The 16,643-nt window shown below is 75.1% G+C and carries 15 protein-coding genes; 10 read left to right on the top strand and 5 right to left on the bottom strand.

The window, feature by feature from the left end; genetic code table 11:
* Positions 1–329: 329 nt before the first annotated feature.
* Positions 330–1,085 carry a BTAD domain-containing putative transcriptional regulator gene (locus ACF1ED_RS18660; RefSeq protein ID WP_391761697.1) on the top strand — a complete coding sequence of 252 codons (756 nt, stop codon included), beginning with the start codon at positions 330–332 and terminating at the stop codon, positions 1,083–1,085.
* A 261-nt stretch (positions 1,086–1,346) separates the two neighbouring features.
* Here ACF1ED_RS18660 and ACF1ED_RS18655 read toward each other — a convergent pair whose 3' ends face one another.
* Both ACF1ED_RS18655 and ACF1ED_RS18650 read right to left on the bottom strand, forming a co-directional pair.
* Positions 1,347–2,015 carry a hypothetical protein gene (locus ACF1ED_RS18655; RefSeq protein ID WP_391761695.1) on the bottom strand — a complete coding sequence of 223 codons (669 nt, stop codon included), beginning with the start codon at positions 2,013–2,015 and terminating at the stop codon, positions 1,347–1,349.
* Between the two features lie 74 nt (positions 2,016–2,089).
* The gene (locus ACF1ED_RS18650) at positions 2,090–3,241 is read right to left on the bottom strand and encodes a sensor histidine kinase (protein WP_391761693.1); all 1,152 of its coding nucleotides are present in this window, start codon (positions 3,239–3,241) and stop codon (positions 2,090–2,092) included.
* A 400-nt stretch (positions 3,242–3,641) separates the two neighbouring features.
* Here ACF1ED_RS18650 and ACF1ED_RS18645 point away from each other — a divergent pair, with 400 nt between their 5' ends.
* From ACF1ED_RS18645 to ACF1ED_RS18615, 7 genes are all read left to right on the top strand, one after another.
* A complete protein-coding gene (locus ACF1ED_RS18645) occupies positions 3,642–3,896 on the top strand; it encodes a hypothetical protein (RefSeq protein ID WP_391761691.1) in 255 nt (84 codons plus the stop codon).
* Positions 3,897–3,944: 48 nt separating this feature from the next.
* On the top strand, positions 3,945–6,128 hold the full coding sequence (locus tag ACF1ED_RS18640) for a TOMM precursor leader peptide-binding protein (protein ID WP_391761689.1): 2,184 nt from the start codon (positions 3,945–3,947) through the stop codon (positions 6,126–6,128).
* Between the two features lie 135 nt (positions 6,129–6,263).
* The gene (locus tag ACF1ED_RS18635; protein ID WP_391761687.1) at positions 6,264–6,869 is read left to right on the top strand and encodes a DNA-binding response regulator; all 606 of its coding nucleotides are present in this window, start codon (positions 6,264–6,266) and stop codon (positions 6,867–6,869) included.
* Positions 6,870–6,996: 127 nt separating this feature from the next.
* Positions 6,997–8,601 carry an acyl-CoA carboxylase subunit beta gene (locus tag ACF1ED_RS18630; RefSeq protein WP_391761685.1) on the top strand — a complete coding sequence of 535 codons (1,605 nt, stop codon included), beginning with the start codon at positions 6,997–6,999 and terminating at the stop codon, positions 8,599–8,601.
* Positions 8,598–8,852 carry an acyl-CoA carboxylase epsilon subunit gene (locus ACF1ED_RS18625; protein WP_391761683.1) on the top strand — a complete coding sequence of 85 codons (255 nt, stop codon included), beginning with the start codon at positions 8,598–8,600 and terminating at the stop codon, positions 8,850–8,852. The genes ACF1ED_RS18630 and ACF1ED_RS18625 overlap by 4 nt, the downstream gene beginning before the upstream one ends.
* On the top strand, positions 8,831–9,577 hold the full coding sequence (locus tag ACF1ED_RS18620) for a 4'-phosphopantetheinyl transferase family protein (RefSeq protein ID WP_391761681.1): 747 nt from the start codon (positions 8,831–8,833) through the stop codon (positions 9,575–9,577). Before ACF1ED_RS18625 ends, ACF1ED_RS18620 begins: the two co-directional genes overlap by 22 nt.
* A gap of 96 nt (positions 9,578–9,673) precedes the next feature.
* Positions 9,674–9,940: a DUF6059 family protein gene (locus tag ACF1ED_RS18615; RefSeq protein WP_391761679.1), complete on the top strand. Its 267-nt coding sequence runs from the start codon at positions 9,674–9,676 to the stop codon at positions 9,938–9,940.
* An 84-nt stretch (positions 9,941–10,024) separates the two neighbouring features.
* Here ACF1ED_RS18615 and ACF1ED_RS18610 read toward each other — a convergent pair whose 3' ends face one another.
* The 3 genes from ACF1ED_RS18610 to ACF1ED_RS18600 form a co-directional block, all read right to left on the bottom strand.
* Positions 10,025–11,467, bottom strand: coding sequence for a sialidase family protein (locus ACF1ED_RS18610; protein ID WP_391761677.1), 1,443 nt, complete (start codon positions 11,465–11,467; stop codon positions 10,025–10,027).
* Between the two features lie 65 nt (positions 11,468–11,532).
* Entirely contained in the window at positions 11,533–12,288 is a 756-nt protein-coding gene (locus ACF1ED_RS18605) for an SDR family NAD(P)-dependent oxidoreductase (RefSeq protein ID WP_391761675.1), read from the bottom strand.
* Between the two features lie 2 nt (positions 12,289–12,290).
* Positions 12,291–13,208, bottom strand: a complete 918-nt coding sequence (locus ACF1ED_RS18600) for a hypothetical protein (protein WP_391761673.1) — start codon at positions 13,206–13,208, stop codon at positions 12,291–12,293.
* Between the two features lie 274 nt (positions 13,209–13,482).
* Between ACF1ED_RS18600 and ACF1ED_RS18595 the strand changes: the two genes are divergently transcribed.
* Positions 13,483–15,249, top strand: coding sequence for an FAD-dependent monooxygenase (locus ACF1ED_RS18595; RefSeq protein WP_391761671.1), 1,767 nt, complete (start codon positions 13,483–13,485; stop codon positions 15,247–15,249).
* Entirely contained in the window at positions 15,246–16,421 is a 1,176-nt protein-coding gene (locus tag ACF1ED_RS18590) for a nucleotide disphospho-sugar-binding domain-containing protein (protein ID WP_391761669.1), read from the top strand. Before ACF1ED_RS18595 ends, ACF1ED_RS18590 begins: the two co-directional genes overlap by 4 nt.
* Positions 16,422–16,643 lie beyond the last annotated feature (222 nt).

The raw sequence follows: 16,643 nt of genomic DNA, 5'->3' as shown, positions 1-16,643 counted from the left end.
TAGCCCCGCCCCGCCGCACGGCGGTTCCGGTGCGGAGAAGGGAGAAGAAAGGACCGGAAAAGAGAGGAGAAGGAAGGAGAAGGAAGGAGAAGGGAGGGAGGAGAGGGGAAGGGAGGGGAGGGGAGGGGAGGGGAAGCGGGCGGACCGGGGCACCCGTGAATTCCTCATGGTCCGGCGGTGCGGATTCACATGCGGCCGGTGTCCTGCGCACTGTCGTCCGGACCTCCGCTCGGCGACTCTTGGAGTGTCAGGTTCGTGATCACGGGGAGGAGACCGGAATGGACGTCAGGCTTCTGGGGGCACTCGAGGCCACGGAGGGGGGCAGTTCCGTGCTTCCCACCGCCGGCAAGCCGCGGCAGGTGTTCGGGCTGCTGGCCGTCCACCCCGGGCAGCTCGTGCCGGTCACCGCCCTCATCGAGGAGCTGTGGGGCGACGACCCGCCGCGCAGCGCGCAGTCCACGCTCCAGACGTACGTGCTCCACCTCCGCAAGCTGCTCGGCGCGGCGCTGCCCGGAGGCCCGGAGGCCGCCAAGCGGGTGCTGGCCACCCGCTACAACGGCTACCTCCTGGACGTGCCCGCCGAGACGGTGGACGCCCTCACCTTCGAGCGGCGCTCGTCCCGCGGCAGGCTGGCGATGGAGATCGGCGACTGGCCGCAGGCGGCCCGCGAACTGAGCGGAGCGCTGGACCTGTGGCAGGGCCGTGCCCTCGCGGACGTGCCGATCGGCTCGCGGCTCTCCGTCGAGGTGACCCGGCTCGAACAGTCCCGGCTCAGCGTGCTGGAGGACCGGATCGAGTCCGACCTGGCCCTCGGCCGCCACCAGGCGCTCCTCGGCGAACTGGCCGCCCTGACCGCCCGCCACCCGCTCCACGAACGGCTGTGCGCCCAGTACATGCTGGCGCTGTACCGATCCGGCCAGCAGTGGCGCGCGCTGGAGGCGTTCGCCGTACTGCGCCGGGTCCTGGTGGACGAGCTGGGCGTGGAGCCCTCGCCCCGCCTGCGCGAGCTCCAGCGGGCGGTCCTGGACTCCTCCAGCGAGCTGGAAGGGGGCCGGGCCCCGCTGCTGGCCGCGCCGGCGGCCTGAACTCCCGTACCGGACAGGAAGAGCCGGGTGGTCTTGTGCCACCCGGCTCTTCGTGCTGGTCGGGGCATGGATCCGGGAAGTCGGACCCAGGAGGTCGGATCCAAGATTTCGGATCCCAGAGGTCGGATCCGAGACCTCGGATCCAGAAGGCCGGACCCAAGACTTCGGATCTAGGAGATCGGATCCAGGAGATCGGATCCAGGAGGTTGGATCCAGGAGGTTGGATCCAGGAGGTTGGATCCAGGAGATCGGATCCGGGATTCAGAACCCCCGCAGGAACCGCCGCCCCGGAAAGCCCGCCGACGCCCAGCGTCGCACGGCCGGTCCGGACGGGGTCGAGCCCCCGGAGGCCGGCAGGGCGGTGAGTTCGCAGCGGCGTACGGCGAGTTTCATCAGGGCCACGTCGCGCGGCGGGGTGAGGGGGTCGTCCGGCGCGTAGGCGTAGCGGACGGCGGCCTCGATCTCGAACAGTTCGGCGGCGGTGAGCGGCGGGGCGAACGGCGGCCGGCGCGGGACGGTCTCCCCGGTGGGGAGGGACAGCGGCTCGGGGTCGCCGGAGCGGGGCCGCGGGTCGAGCCGCGGCAGTCCGACCGGGGTGCCGAGGAGGTGGACCGTGCGGAAGGCGCGGTCGTGGGCGGCGGCGCGCAGTGCGAGGCCGCCGGCCGCGCCGACGCCGAGCAGGTGGGCCTCGACGGCCCGTTCGCCGGGTCCCGCCAGGCCGGCCAGCCAGGTGCCGGCCGCCGCGGAACGCCAGGCGTCCGCGGACGGGACGACCACGGCCACCCGGTAGCCGCGGCGGGCGAGCCGGCGCAGCAGGCGCGGCCCGTCGCGGTGTCCGGCGGGGCTGCCGTCGACGACGATCACGAGGGGGCTTCCCGGAGGGCCCGGGACAGTGCCCGGCAGGACCGCACCCTCGTCACTGGTGCTCATGGCGACAGCCTGGCGGACGCCGCTCGACTCCTGGTCGAGACCCCCGCGTGGTGTCAGGACGCGCCGCCCGGTGCCTAGAGCACGACCGGCTGCCGCGCGTCCGCGGGCCGGGTGACCGAGGCGTACGCCTCGGTGGAGAGCGGCACCCGGGCGACGAGCTCGAAGACGTCCGCGGGGCCGCGCCGGATGTTCAGCCGGCCGCCGACCGCGCCGACGCGGGCGGTGAGGTTGCCGAGGCCGGTGCCGGCCGAGGCGCGGCCGGGCGAGACGACGCCCTCGACGTCGGCGCCGTCGTTGACCAGGCGCAGTTCGACGGTGCCGGCCTCGGAATCGGTGTGGGTGGCGATCACGCAGGTGCTGGGCTGGCTGTGGCGCAGGATGTTGGTGAGCCCCTCGCGCAGCACCGTGGCGAGCAGGGTGTTGGCGCCGGAGGGCAGTCCGGTGACGGAGACGTCGCTGGTGACCGTGATGCCGGCGGCGCGCAGCACCGAGCAGGCGGACTCCACCTCGACCAGGAGCGACAGGTCGCGGTAGCCGCGGGCCACCTCGCGCACGTCGGCGAGCGCCTGCCGGGTGATGACGAGGACCTCCTCGACCTCGCGCCGGGCGAGCTCGGGGTTCTTCAGGACGATCCGCTGGATCAGCTCGTTCTTCAGCGCGATCGAGGAGAGGCTGTAGCCGAGCAGGTCGTGGAGGTCCCGGGCGAATCTCAGCCGCTCCCGGGCGACCGCCATGCGGGCCAGCTCCTCGCGGGTGTCATGGATGGCGGTGGCCAGTGCGGTGAGCCGGGCGAGGGCGAAGAGGACCAGGCCGGTCAGCAGGGTGGAGACGCCCATGTACACGATGTTGACGGGGGCGAGCTGCTGGAAGGCGGAGAGCGCCACGATCCCGAGGACGACGAGGACGAAGAGGACCCGGCCGAGCACTCCGTGCACGGTGTGGAGGACGGAGGCGGCGAGGAAGCCGCCCATGCCGCCCCAGCGCCAGCCGTAGACGACGAACGGGACGAAGGTGATGAGGGCCTGGAGCGACAGCGTCTGGGCCAGGATCCGGCCGCGCAGTGCGGCGAGGTTCGGTGCGGAGTGCACCCAGTGGAGGGCGGCGACCACGGGGACGACCGCGATGCTGCACACCAGCTCCGCTAAACCGGTGGCCGCCTCCAGGACGTTGACCGTCTGCATGAGGGAGTAGCCGATCAGGACCACGAAGGAGATGAGCGAGGCCATGCCCGGACTCGGTGAGTTGTTGCTCACGGCACAGAGGTCCGGGCCGGATCCGAAGGGTTCGGACGCTTCCGCGTCCCCGCTCCCCCCGGCCCCCTGTTTCGTCCGTACGGGTCTCTTGCCTCCGAAAACATGCCACTGCGGCACTCGATCCCCCATTCGCACCATCCGCCGAACCACACAGCGTGCGTGCATCCCGGGGATCGTAGCTCCTCAGCCATGTCTACGTCAGTTGCCGGACACGGAGGGCCACTTATCCCGTGGTCGGCCCTACGCCCGCCGGGGGGTGAGGAGTTCACGGTCGCATTCGTGAAGCATTCACTTGTCCCGCCTCCGGGCTCCCGCGTTTACTTCTGGGCACCGCCACCCCCCCCAACTCATCTTCCAGAAAACGGAGTTCACGATGCGTCAGGCCCCGCTCCTCACCGCCTCCAGCGCCCCCGCCTCCGCTGCTCCCGCCTTCACCGAGGCCGACCTGCGCCGCGCCGAGCGGCTGCTGAGCATGCAGCTCGTCGCCCCGGCCCCGGGCAGCGCGGTGGCCGCGCGCTGCGAGGCGCTGGAGGCGGTCCGGGAGGACTTCGACGGCCTCGGGCCGGCCGCCCACCACGCCCTCACGCTGTGCATCGCCGCCGAGGCGGAGACCACCGCGGGCCGCTGAGCCGGCCCCCACCGGACGGCCATCAACCCCCCACCCACGGAGGCGGACATGCAACTGGGACTCAAGCAGCACCTGAGGGTCGAGGTGGTGCCCGGCGAGGGCACCTACGTCCTCTCGGAGCGTTCCATCACCGCCTTCGAGGACCCCCGGGTCGCCGTGGTGGCCCCGCTGCTCGACCGACCGACCGACTTCCGCAGCCTGGTCACCGCCGCCGCCCCGCACTGTTCCCCCGACGACGTGGCCACGGTGGTCGGCAGCCTGCACCGCTCGGGGCTGCTCCACCAGGGCCCGGCCCCCTCCGGAGGCCGCGCCGAGGCGGCCTACTGGGAGCTCGCGGGCACCCCCGGCACGGGCCCCTCCGGCCCGGTCGCGGTCCGCGCCGCGGGCGGTGACGCCCGTGCCGCCGAGCGTGCCTGCGCCGCCGCCGGACTGGAGATCGCGACACCGGACGAGGCGGCCGCCGCGGCACTCACCCTGGTGGTCTGCGAGGACTACCTGAGCCCTGAACTCGCCGATGTCGCAGCGGAGTTGACGGCCCGAGACGCCGCCTGGCTGCCGGTGAAGCCGCACGGCACCACCGTGTGGGTGGGTCCCGTCCACGCCCCCGGCCGGGCGGTCTGCCACACCTGCCTGACCCACCGGCTCTCCGGGCACCGCGGACCGGAGCTGCACCTGCGCCGCGCGCTCGGCCGGCCGGCGCCGCGCCCCGCCGCCGAGACCGGGGCCAGCCTGGGCCTCGGGCACCACCTCGCGGCGCTGGAGTGCGCCAAGTGGCTGGCGGGACACCGGCATCCGGGCCAGGACGGGGTGCTCGCCCTCGACACGCTGACCCTGTCGTCGGTGCTGCATCCGCTGCGCGCCCGCCCGCAGTGCCCGAGCTGTGGGAGTCCGGACCTGGTCGCCCGCCGGGTGCGCGAACCGGTGGTGCTCCGCTCCCGCCCCAAGGGGGAGCGCACCGGTTCCGGGCACCGGGCGGTGCCCGCCGCCGAGGTGCTGCGCCGGTACGGTCACCTGGTCTCGCCGGTCACCGGCGTCGTCAAGGGCGTCGAGCGGGACGACCGGGTCCCGGACGGCCTGCACGCCTTCCGGGCCGGGCACAACCACGCCCTCGGTCCCCGCTCGCTCACCGATCCGGCCCGCCACCTGCGCAGCGAGTCCGGCGGCAAGGGCATGACCGAGCGCGACGCCCGCGCCGGCGCCCTGTGCGAGGCGCTGGAGCGGCACAGCGGCATGTACCAGGGCGACGAGCCGACCGTACGGGCCTCCTGGGCGGAGGTCGCCGACCGGGCGGTCCACCCGGAGCGGTGCACGCTGTACGACCCCCGGCAGGGCGTGGTGCCCTTCGACCCGTCCGCGCCCGTCGACTGGACGCCGGTCTGGTCGCTCACCCGGAACCGGCAGGTGCTGCTGCCCACCGCCCTGCTGTACTTCGAGGCCCCGCGCACCCCGGGTCTCGGCCACGTCCGGGCGGACTCCAACGGCAACGCGGCCGGATCGAGCCTGGAGGACGCCGTCGTCCAGGGCTTCCTGGAACTGGTGGAGCGCGACGCGGTGGCGCTGTGGTGGTACAACCGCACCCGGCACCGCGCCGTGGACCCGGCGGCGTTCGGCGAGCCGTGGACGGCCGAGGTGGCGGCGCTGCACGCCTCCCTGCACCGCGAGGTCCACGTCCTGGACGTCACCTCGGACTTCGGCATCCCGGTCTTCGCCGCCGTCTCCCGCCGCACGGACAAGCCGGCCCAGGACGTGGTCCTCGGCTTCGGCGCGCACTTCGACGCCCGGGTGGCGCTCTGCCGGGCGCTGGCCGAGGTGAACCAGATGCTGCCCGCGGTCGCCGGGGTCACCCGGGACGGCGAGGGCTACGGCTGCCCGGACGAGCGGCTGCTGGCCTGGTGGCGCGGGGCGACCGTGGAGGACCACCCCTACCTGCTCCCCCAGGAGGGCGTCCCGGCCGCCACGGCCGCCGACTTCCCGGTGCCCGAGCGCACCGACCTCCTGGACGACGTGCGGGCGGCCCGGCAGGCCGTCGCCGAGCGCGGGATGGAGCTGCTCGTGCTCGACCAGACCCGGCCGGACATCGGGCTTCCGGTGGTCAAGGTGCTGGTGCCGGGCATGCGGCACTTCTGGGCGCGGCTGGCGCCCGGGCGCCTCTTCGACGTCCCCGTGGCGCTCGGCCGGCTGTCCCGTCCGACGCCGTACGAGGAGCTGAACCCGGTGCCGCTCTTCCTGTGAGGCGGGCGGCGCGGCGGAGCTCCGTACCGGTCCCGTAACCCTCTGCTGGCCATGGTCCTCATCGACTACAGTCCCAGGGATCGTGACGGAGTCGTCCAGGTCGGCGGCTCGCGAGGGGTTCGGGGGGGCCGACTCATGATCCGCATCCTGCTCGTCGAGGACATGTCCATGCTGCGCCGCGCGCTGGTGGCGCTGATCTCCCTGGAGGAGGACATCGAGGTGATCGCCGAGCTCGACACCGGGGCCGGCGCCGCGGACCGGATCATGGCGCTGAGACCCGACGTGGCGGTGCTCGACATCGAGCTGCCGGGGCAGGACGGCATCGCGATCGCCGAGGAGCTGCACCGGCGCGGGAGTTCCAGTCGGGTGCTGATCCTGACCAGTCTGGGCCGGCCGACCAATCTGCGCCGCGCCATCGCGGCCGGGGTGCACGGCTTCCTCCTCAAGGACGGCTCCCCCGACCAGCTGGCGGACTCGATCCGGGCGGTCGCCGCGGGGAAGCGGGCCTTCGACCCGGACCTCACCCTGGCCGCCCTGGACGTCGTCGAGTCCCCGCTCACCGCCCGCGAGACGGACGTGCTGCGGATCGCCGCCACCGGCTGCGACGTCGACGAGATCGCCTCGACCCTGCACCTCTCGACGGGCACCGTCCGCAACTACCTGACGACGGTCGTGCACAAGCTGGGCGCCCGCAACCGCGTGGACGCCATCCGCATCGCCACCGCCTCCGGCTGGCTCTAGCCGACGGCCGTCCCCAGCGCTCCCCCAGCGCCCCTCCAGACCCGCGGGCTTGCCTTGTCGGCGCGCGTCGCACCGCCCCCACCGGGGCGGGCGCGCGCACCGACACGAGGGAAGGGGCACCCCAGGGATGAGCGTCGTCGATACGGGCCGGCCCGTGCGCGCCACGGCGCCCGCGGAGGCACCCGGGCTGCGGGAACTGACGGCCGAACTGGCCGCCGTCCGTGAGCACGCCACCGCGGGCCCCGGCCCGCAGGCCACCGAGACCCAGCACCGCAAGGGCAAACTGACCGTCCGGGAACGTCTGGACCTGCTCTTCGACGAGGGCACGTTCACGGAGATCGAGCTGCTGCGGCGGCACCGCGCGCAGGGGTTCGGGCTGGAGGACCGGCGGCCGCCGACCGACGGCGTCGTCACCGGCTGGGGTCTGGTGCACGGCCGGAAGGTGTTCGCGTACGCGCACGACTTCCGCATCTTCGGCGGTGCCCTCGGCGAGGCGCACGCGCAGAAGATCCACAAACTGATGGACCTGGCGCTGGCCGCGGGCGCTCCGCTGGTCAGCCTCAACGACGGGGCGGGCGCCCGGATCCAGGAGGGCATCAGCGCGCTCGCCGGCTACGGCGGCATCTTCCGCCGGGCGGTGCGCGCCTCGGGGGTGATCCCGCAGATCAGCGTGATCATGGGTCCGTGCGCCGGCGGCGCCGCCTACGCGCCCGCCCTGACCGACTTCGTCTTCATGGTGCGTTCCACCTCGCAGATGTTCATCACCGGTCCGGACGTGATCCGTTCGGTCACCGGCGAGCAGGTCACCCAGGAGGAACTGGGCGGTGCGGGCACGCACTCGTCCCGGTCCGGGGTCGCGGCCTTCGTCCACGACGACGAGGAGTCCTGCCTCGCCGAGGTGCGCTACCTGCTGTCGATGCTGCCGTCCAACAACCGCGAACTTCCGCCCGCCTACCCGCCGCAGGACCCGGCCGACCGGCGCTGCGAGGCCCTGCTCGACCTGGTGCCCGCCCAGCCGGAGCGCGGCTACGACATGCGCGCGGTGCTCACGGAGCTGGCCGACGACGGCGAGTTCCTGGAGGTGCACGAGGCCTGGGCCGGGAACGTCCTGTGCGCGCTGACCCGGATGGGCGGGCGGGTCGTGGGCGTCATCGGGAACCAGCCGAGCGTGCTCGCGGGCGTCCTGGACATCTCCGCGTCCGAGAAGGCGGCCCGCTTCGTGCAGTTCTGCGACGCCTTCGGCATCCCGCTGGTCACCCTGGTGGACGTGCCCGGCTTCCTGCCCGGCGTCGAGCAGGAGCACGGCGGGATCATCCGGCACGGCGCCAAGCTGCTGCACGCCTACTGCGACGCGACCGTGCCCCGGGTGCAGGTGATCCTGCGCAAGGCGTACGGCGGCGCCTACATCGTCATGGACTCCCGCTCGGTGGGCTGCGACCTGTCGCTGGCGTGGCCGGCCAACGAGATCGCGGTGATGGGCGCGGAGGGCGCGGCCAACGTGGTCTTCCGGCGGCAGATCGCCGCCTCGGAGGACCCGGAGGCCACGCGTGCCGCGCTGGTCAAGGAGTACAGGTCCGAGCTGATGCACCCGTACCACGCGGCCGAGCGGGGGCTGGTGGACGACGTCATCGACCCGGCCGACACCCGGATCGCGCTGATCGGGGCGCTGACGATGCTGGACGGCAAGAACCAGGTAGTGCCGGCCCGCAAGCACGGGAACCCGCCGCTGTGAGCGGGCCGGGCGGCGAGGAGCTGCGGGTGGTGCGGGGCGCCGCGAGCCCCGAGGAGCTGGCGGCGGTGGCGGCGGTGCTGCTGGCGGTGGCGCGGAACCGGCCGCCGGACGGCGACGGAACCGCGCCGGGGGCGGGGGTCCCCGGCGGCACCCGGTGGCGGATGGAGGGCGGCGTCAGGGACGCCGCGTCCTGGCAGCGCGCCCCCGGCGACGGTTTCGGGGGGCGGCCGTGCTCCGGGCCGCCCCGCTGACGCTGGAGGGCGCGCTCGGTGCCGTACGGCCGGAGCTGGGGACCGGGCCGGGCGGGCGGCTGCCGGGGACGGGCGGGGCCCGGGCCTGGACGGTGGACGTCCCGGCGCAGCGCGGGTACGCCGTGCGGCTGGCGCCCGGGTTGCTGGACGCGGCCGAGCGCACGCGCGCCGGCCGTTTCGTCCGTGCCGACGACCGGGACCGGTACGTCACCGCCCATGTGGCGCTGCGGCTGGTGCTGGGGGCGGTGACCGGTACGCCGCCCGCGCGCGTCGCGGTGGACCGGGCGCCCTGCGCGGGCTGCGGCGGTCCGCACGGCCGTCCCGTGCTGCGGGACGGCCGTCGTCACTTCTCCCTCTCGCACGGCGGGTCCCGGGCGGTGATCGTCTGCGCGCCGGTGCCGGTCGGCGTGGACGTCGAGCGGATTCCGCGCGGCGAGGTCGTCGGGCACGTCGCCCCCAAGCTGCATCCGGCGGAGCGCGCCGAACTGGCCGCGCTGGCGCCCGCGGAGCGGCCCGTCGCCTTCGCGCGGGCGTGGACCCGCAAGGAGGCGCTGCTCAAGGCGCTGGGCACCGGTCTGGTGCGCTCGGCCGCCGCCGACTACGTGGGCTCCGGCCCGTTCCCCTCCGCCGCCGATCCGGCCTTCCGGCTGTTCGACCTGGACGCCGGCGGCGGTCACGCGGCGGCCCTCGCGCTGCTGACCGGCCGCGGGGCCGCGGCCTCCTGAGGCGCCGCGGTCCCGCGGCCGTCCGGGCCGCGCGCCGCCGCCTCCCCTCCCCCGTTCCGCGCCGGATGGACCGGCGCCCGTCGAAGGAGACAGATCATGGCAACCCACGTCCCCCGTCCGCTGCGCCGGCTGGCCGGCTCGATCTGGTACGCGCTCCAGTGCGCGGGCTCGGCCTGGGTGCACATACCCGGCTGGGTGCCGGAGCCGCCCGAGGACGACCGGGCCGGTGCCCGCCCGGTCGCGGCCGGTCCCGTCCGGTCGCTCGCCGGGCCGGGCACCGGGCATCCGGAGCGGCTCGCCGTCGACGTGCCGATGAGCGCCGAGGAGCGGCTGCTGTGGCAGCAGTTGGGCGTCCACTGGTAGGCCCGTCCGGCACGCGAACGCCGGTCCTCCGACCGCGGCCTCGGGCTGCGGTCGGGGGCCCGGCGTTCGCGTGCCGGTGCCGGATCAGCAGAGGGGGACCTTGGTGAAGCGGACGTTCTGCGGGTCGGCCGGGACGCCGGTGGGCTCGACCTGGACGGTGAGGAAGGAGTCGTCGTCGTGGGCGAGGCCGGAGTACGTGCCGATGAACGGGCCGCCGAAGGAGGGGCTCACGCCCTCGATGCCGGCGGTCGGGGCGGACAGGCGGCGCTCGGACCAGCCCGAGGGGCTCGTGGCGCACGTCCAGGAGCGGCAGGTGGCGATCCAGGAGCTGGTGAGGGTGGAGGTGAGGTCCGCGGTGTCGTCGCGGAAGTCCTGGTAGCTCACCGCGACGGTGCCGTTGGGGTGCACGTCGACCTGGGGCAGGAAGGCCTGGCCGGTGCCGCCGAGGGCGGTGTCCGGGGTGCCGTTGACCTTGCGGGGGGTGGTCCAGGTGCGGCCGCGGTCGTAGGAGGCGGAGAGGGCGACGGCGCTGCCGCCGGTGCCCAGGCTCGCGTCGCCCCAGACGGCGTAGACGGTGCCGGTGACCGGGTCGAGGGCGACGTCCGGGACCATGCCGGGGGCGATGAGCTGCTTCGTCGTACCGGGCAGGACGGGGACGTTGACCTTGTGGTCGGCGATGACCACGGGGGCGGACCAGGTGGCGCCGCCGTCGGTGGAGCGGATCGCCTTGATCTGCTCGGGCAGCGGCGGGGTGGGGGCGCCGCCGATGGGGTGGTCGCTCTCGAAGAAGACGACGAGCAGCGAGCCGTCGCGCTGGACGAGCACCTGGGAGCCGACGGTGCCGGCGGTGGTGGCCGGGCGGTAGATCGAGCGGGCGGGGGCCCAGGTGTCGCCGCCGTCGGCGCTGGTGGCGAGGAGCAGGTCGTGCTTGTCCTCGGCGAGGGTGCGGCGGTTCCAGACGGCGTAGACGCGGTCGGGGTCGCGCGGGTCGGCGGTGGTGGCCTGCTTGTCGTGGATGACGGTGCGGTCGTCGTCGACGAGGGCGACCGGGGCGGACCAGGTGTCGCCGGCGTCGGTGGACTTGGTGGCCCACACCGAGGAGCGGGTGCCGATCATCGTGACGGAGGCGTACAGCGTGCCGTCGGAGCCGAAGGACGCGTAGGGGTTGGTGACCCGGCCGATCGTGTCGGTGCAGGGCGCGAAGCCGGGCAGCGGCCTGGTGTTCCACTGGCGGCCGCCGTCGTGGCTGGTGGAGAGCATGATGCCGCGGGAGCTGCCCCAGGCGTGCCGGTCCTGCTGCCAGACGACGGCGAGGTTGTCGGGGTCGGTGGGGTCGGTGGCCACCCACGGCTCGGTCTCCGAACCGGCCGCGTACTGGGTGGAGTCGGGCGGGCAGTCGGCGAAGGGGGTGGCGCCGGACAGCACGGTGGTGGTGTTGCCCGCGGCGGCGGCGGGTCCGGCGGTCAGCAGGACCGCGGCGGCCAGGGCGCCGACGACGCCGGCGGCCGAGCTTCGGACGATTCTCATGGTGCGGGACTCCTTCTGGTGGTTCCGGGAGGGGTGGGCGGGACCGGGCGTCGTGCCGCCGCGGATCAGATGCCGCCGTCGGCGGTGAGGGTGGCGCCCGTGATGTAGCCCGCCAGGTCCCCGGCGAGGAAGGCGATCACTCCGGCCACCTCGGCGGGGGTGCCCAGGCGGCCGAGGGAGGTGAGGCCGCGCAGGTGGTCGGCCTGGGCGGGCGGCAGCGCGGCGCCGCCGAGGATGCCGGGGTCGACGAGGTTGACGCGGATGCCCGCGCCGCCCCACTCCTTGGCGAGCGAGCGGGTCAGTCCGGCGAGCCCGGCCTTGCTGGCGGTGTACGCGGCGTGGCCGGGCAGCCCCCGGCGGGCGGCGCCGCTGCCGACGTTGACGACCGAGGAGCCGTCGGTGAGCAGCGGGCGCACCGCGCGGCTGACCAGGAAGGCGGCGTCGAGGTTGGTGGCGAGGGCCCGGCGCAGCACGGCGTCGCCGGGCGCGGCGAGCGGGGCGCGTTCCATCGTGCCCACGGTGTTGACCAGGACGTGGAGGGTGTCCGCGCGGGCGTGGCAGGCGTCGGCGGCGGCGCGGGCTCCTTCCTCCGTGGTGACGTCGGCGCGCAGGACCAGGTGGTCGCCGGGGAGGGCGGCGAGGTCGGCGCGCAGCGTGCCGGCTGCCTCCTCGTCGGAGCGGTAGCAGGCGGTGACGTGGGCGCCGAGGCCGGCGAGGGCCAGGGTGACGGCGCGTCCGAGGCCTCGGGTGCCGCCGGTGACCAGGGCGTGCCGGCCCGTCAGGGCGAGTCCGGGCAGGGGCGTTTCGGTGGCGTGGGTCATCGTCATCCCTGGGTGAGCACGCGGTGCATGCCGTTGTAGGCGTTCCGCTCGGCGGTCTGGGGGTCACGGGTGAAGGAGCTGACCGCGTACTCGCCGGGGGTGGTGTTCTCGAAGCGGACGACGGCGATCTTGCCGGGCGAGATCGGCAGCATGCCGCCGGCCCGGCCGGTGAACGGGGAGGGCAGCGGCGCGCCGGTCTTCTCCGCGTCGTAGTAGGCCTGGATGCCGGCGTCGGTGGTGCCGGGGGTGACCGGGCGGAAGATGGCCTCCTGCGGGGTGGCCGTCACGTTGGCGACCAGGTAGGCGGGGTCGGTGCCGACCGCCGTGGGGGCGATGAAGGCGGGCTTTCCGCCCAGGGTGGCGGCGAGCAGGACGGCGTCGTGGGCCGGCGGGCGGACGGTGAGCCGGTCGCCGGAGATCTCCAGGGTCTGGGCGTAGTAGGGCGGACGGCCCGAGGTCCAGCTCGCGGAGGACTCGACGACGTGGTACGTGCCGGGCTCCAGGTTGACGCTGACCGAGACGGGCTTGCCGGCCTGCACGGAGATGCCGCCGTTGAACTCGACGTCGCGGTAGAGGCGGTTGACGGCGGGGACGGAAATGGCCGGATCGGCGCTGGTGACCTGTCCCATGAGGGTGTTCACGTCGGCGACGGTGACGCCCGGCGCGAGCTTGAGGAGGGAGAGGTAGTGGCCGGAGGCGTCGGCGGTGGTGGCCCGGAAGGTGAGCCAGCCGGGGCGGTGGCCGGTGACCGGCAGGGTCAGGCCCGTGTGGGTCAGGGCGAGGTCGAGGACGGTCGGCGTGGTGACGGTGCCGGTGACGGCGGTGGTGCCGGTGGTGTCGGGGGCGGCCGGGACGGCCTGGGCGCTCTGGGCGCCGCCGAGCAGAACCGCGGCCAGCGCGACCGCTCCCAGGCGTCGCACGGTGCGTCGGATGACTGAGGACATGGAGAGGTGACTGCTTTCCTGCTCGCCGGTCCGGCGTCGCCGCGGCGGGCCGCGGAGCCGGGGCCCGCGGTGCGCGGGACCGATCCTTTTCTGCCATCGCGGCCTCGACGCCCGATCGAGCACGGCTGGACCGGTGCCCGGCCGGCCCGGTCGAACGACTGATCACGCGGGCCGAGGCGGGGTTCAGTGGTTTTCGAGGGGCGGGTGCGAGCATCCACGCGTTCAGTCAACCCGTGGCCGAGGGGAAGTCATGTACGACGAGAATCCCGCCGTTCTGATAGTCGGTGGTGGCCTGGCGGGCCTGTCCAGCGCGGTGTTCCTGGCCGCGCGGGACGTGCCCGTGGTCCTGGTCGAGAAACACGCGGGGACGATGGTCCACCCGCGGGCCCGCAGCATCAATCCGCGCAGCGTCGAGCTGTTCGACCAGTTCGGGCTCGTCCCGAAGGTGCAGGAGCACCGCTCCTACTCCAGCCGTCCCGGCGGTCTGCTCTTCCGCGGCGAGACGCTCGCCGGCATGGAGGTGTTCCGGTCGCCGCTCGACCCGCCGAGCACCGTGGGCCGGGTCACGCCCCAGCCGTGGGCGCCGATCGACCAGGACAAGCTGGAGACGGTGCTGCGCGAGCGCGCCGAGGAGCTGGGCGCGGACATCCGCTTCGCGACCGAGCTGGTCTCCTTCGAGCAGGACGAGGAGGGCGTCACCGCGGTGGTCCGGGACCGGGCGAGCGGCACCGAGCGGACGCTGCGCGCCGGCCACCTGATCGCGGCGGACGGCAACCGCAGCCCGGTCAGGACCGCGCTGGGCATCGGCCTGCACGGCCGGGGCCTGATCGGCTCCACGATGACGCTGGTCTTCGAGGCCGATCTGACCGAGCCGCTGCGCGGCCGGCAGCTGGGGGTGTGCCACCTGGACCGTCCGGTGACGGGCACGGTGCTGCTCCAGCACGACGGCGAGCGCCGCTGGGTGTTCTCCATGCCGTACCGCCCGGAGGACGGGGAGACGCTGGCCGACTTCGACGACGAGCGCTGTGTGGCGCTGGTCCGCGAGGCGATCGGCGTGCCCGATCTGGAGGTGGCGATCGTCCCGCAGCTCTCCGACGGCACCAAGGTGCTGGGGTACGAGCTGGCGGCGCGGGTGGCGGACCGCTTCCGCGAGGGCCGGGTGCTGCTCGTCGGCGACTCGGCGCACGTGATGCCGCCGACCGGGGCCTTCGGCGCGAGCACCGGTCTCGCGGACGCGCACAACCTGGCCTGGAAGCTGGCGGCCGTCCACCACAAGGAGGCCGGCCCCGCGCTGCTCGACACCTACGACGCGGAGCGGCGTCCGGTGGCCGAACTCACCGTGGCCCAGGCGCTGCTGCAGATGGAGCGGCGCACCAAGGCACCGGACGGCAAGCCCGGCGGCGGCCAGGGCGGCAGGCCCGGCCCGGCAGCGGGCAGGCCGGCCGCGGCCGAGGGCGCGCCCGCCCCGGCCGGGGGCGCGCCCGCCGGGGGCGACGCCGCGGGCGGGGGCGACGCCTCCTACTTCACGCCGTACGAGTACTACTCGACGGTGCTCGGTTACTGCTACCGCTCCGCCGCCGTGCCCGGCGCCGACCCCGAGCTGCCGCCGGCGCTGCCGCCGGGCGAGCTGGGCGGCCGGCCCGGCACCCGCGCCCCGCACCTGCCGGTCGACCGCGACGGCGCCGAGGGCTCCACCCTCGACCTGTACGGCGACGGCTTCGCGCTCCTCGTGGGCACGGGCCTGGCCGGCGACCGCTGGGCGGACGCGCTGGAGACGGCGGCGGCCCGGCTGGGCGTCACCGCCCGGTCCCGGCGGCTGGGGGCGGCGGCGGAGACCGGCGCCGAGGTGGTCACCCGCGAGGGTTCGTGGGCCGAGGCGCACGGCGTGGGCGCGGGCGGCGCCGTCCTGGTCCGCCCCGACGGCTTCGTGGCCTGGCGCGCGAAGGGCCCGGCCGGGACCGCGCAGGAGGCGACCGAGGAGGTGGAGCGCGTGCTCCGCGAGGTGCTGGACCGGTGAGAGTGCTGCTCGCCGCCTTCCCCAAGGCGTCGCACTACTTCCCGCTGGTGCCGCTGGCGTGGGCGCTGCGGGCGCGCGGACACAGCGTCCGCGTCGCCTCCTCGCCAGCGCTGGCGGGTCTGGTGCTCGGCTCGGGGCTGCCCTGGGTGAGCTGCGGCGAGGACGTCGACACCCGCGCCCTGTGGCGCGGGTTCGACGTGCTGGGCGGCGCGGGCGCCGCCCCCGGCGCGCACATCCGTGAGCGGCGGGCCCGGGCCATGACCATGTTCGCCGCGGTGGGCGGGGCGATGACCCCGGACCTGCTGGACTTCGCCCGGCACTGGCGGCCGGACCTGGTCGTCCACGAGCCCCGTGCCTACGCGGGGCTCGTGGCGGCCGAGGTGCTGAAGGTGCCTCTGGTGCGCCAGCTGTGGGGCACCGACTACACGGCCGGCCGCTGGGACGAGGAGGGGCCCTTCCTCGCCCCGCTGCTGGCCGCGCACGGTCTGGACCCGGCGGGCGTGGACCCGCTGGGCGTGGCGACGGTGGACCCCTGTCCGCCGTCGCTGCGGCTTTCCGGCGGCCCCGCCGCCCCCGCCGTACGCCGCCTGCCGACGGCCCACGTCCCCTACAACGGCGCCGGCGAGGTGCCGGACTGGCTGCGCGTGCCGCCCCGGAGGCCGCGCGTCTGCGTCACCTGGGGCACGTCGACGCGGTCGGCCGCGCGGGCCCCGGAGCCGGTGGCGCGGATCGCCGGGGCGCTGGCCGGTCTCGGCGCCGAGCTGGTCCTCGCGGTCCCGGCGGGCCGGGCCCCGGAGGGGCTGCCGGCCGGGACGCGGGTCGCCGAGTCGATGCCGCTGCACCTGCTGCTGCCGTCCTGCGCGGCCGTCGTCCACCAGGGCGGGGCCGGGACCACCCTCGCCGCGTCGGCGGCCGGGGTGCCGCAGCTCGTCTTCCCCGCCACGGTGGACGGCGAGGAGAACGCGGGCGGGGTCGTCGCCTCCGGGGCCGGACTCCGGCTGGACACGGCCGCGGTGGACGACGGCGCCCGCGTGGCGGAGGCCGTCCGCCGGCTGCTGGCCGATCCCGCCTTCGCCCGGTCCGCCGCGCTGCTGCGCGAGGAGGTCCGCGCGCTGCCGTCCCCCGCCGAGACCGCCGGCCTCCTGGAACGCCTGGTGACGCACCCCGGCTGACACCCCTCCCCCACGAAGGAGCCCCGCCCTCCCGGAGATCCGGGCGGCGGGGCTTCTTCGTGGGACGGTCACAGCGGGCGCCGGGCGGACGGCGGTGGAGAAGCCGGCCCCAGGCCGGACGGCGCCCGGGCGGTGACGACCTCGCAGCGTCCGGCCTACCGGCGGTCGGCCGACGGGCGACCGGCCCCGGCACGCCGGACGCCCGGCCCCGGCCCGTCGGAC

The sequence above is a fragment of the Streptomyces sp. NPDC014656 genome (assembly GCF_043084305.1).
GTDB lineage: Bacteria > Actinomycetota > Actinomycetes > Streptomycetales > Streptomycetaceae > Streptomyces.
The sequence above is the reverse complement of the archived record's forward strand: the minus strand, read 5'-3'. Positions and strand labels throughout refer to the sequence as shown.

Coding starts and splice junctions, on each gene's coding strand:
- ACF1ED_RS18655 (WP_391761695.1), bottom strand. CDS start 2,015: ATGAGCACCAGTGACGAGGGTGCGGTCCTGCCGGGCACTGTCCCGGGC.
- ACF1ED_RS18650 (WP_391761693.1), bottom strand. CDS start 3,241: ATGGCCTCGCTCATCTCCTTCGTGGTCCTGATCGGCTACTCCCTCATG.
- ACF1ED_RS18645 (WP_391761691.1), top strand. CDS start 3,642: ATGCGTCAGGCCCCGCTCCTCACCGCCTCCAGCGCCCCCGCCTCCGCT.
- ACF1ED_RS18640 (WP_391761689.1), top strand. CDS start 3,945: ATGCAACTGGGACTCAAGCAGCACCTGAGGGTCGAGGTGGTGCCCGGC.
- ACF1ED_RS18635 (WP_391761687.1), top strand. CDS start 6,264: ATGATCCGCATCCTGCTCGTCGAGGACATGTCCATGCTGCGCCGCGCG.
- ACF1ED_RS18630 (WP_391761685.1), top strand. CDS start 6,997: ATGAGCGTCGTCGATACGGGCCGGCCCGTGCGCGCCACGGCGCCCGCG.
- ACF1ED_RS18615 (WP_391761679.1), top strand. CDS start 9,674: ATGGCAACCCACGTCCCCCGTCCGCTGCGCCGGCTGGCCGGCTCGATC.
- ACF1ED_RS18610 (WP_391761677.1), bottom strand. CDS start 11,467: ATGAGAATCGTCCGAAGCTCGGCCGCCGGCGTCGTCGGCGCCCTGGCC.
- ACF1ED_RS18605 (WP_391761675.1), bottom strand. CDS start 12,288: ATGACCCACGCCACCGAAACGCCCCTGCCCGGACTCGCCCTGACGGGC.
- ACF1ED_RS18595 (WP_391761671.1), top strand. CDS start 13,483: ATGTACGACGAGAATCCCGCCGTTCTGATAGTCGGTGGTGGCCTGGCG.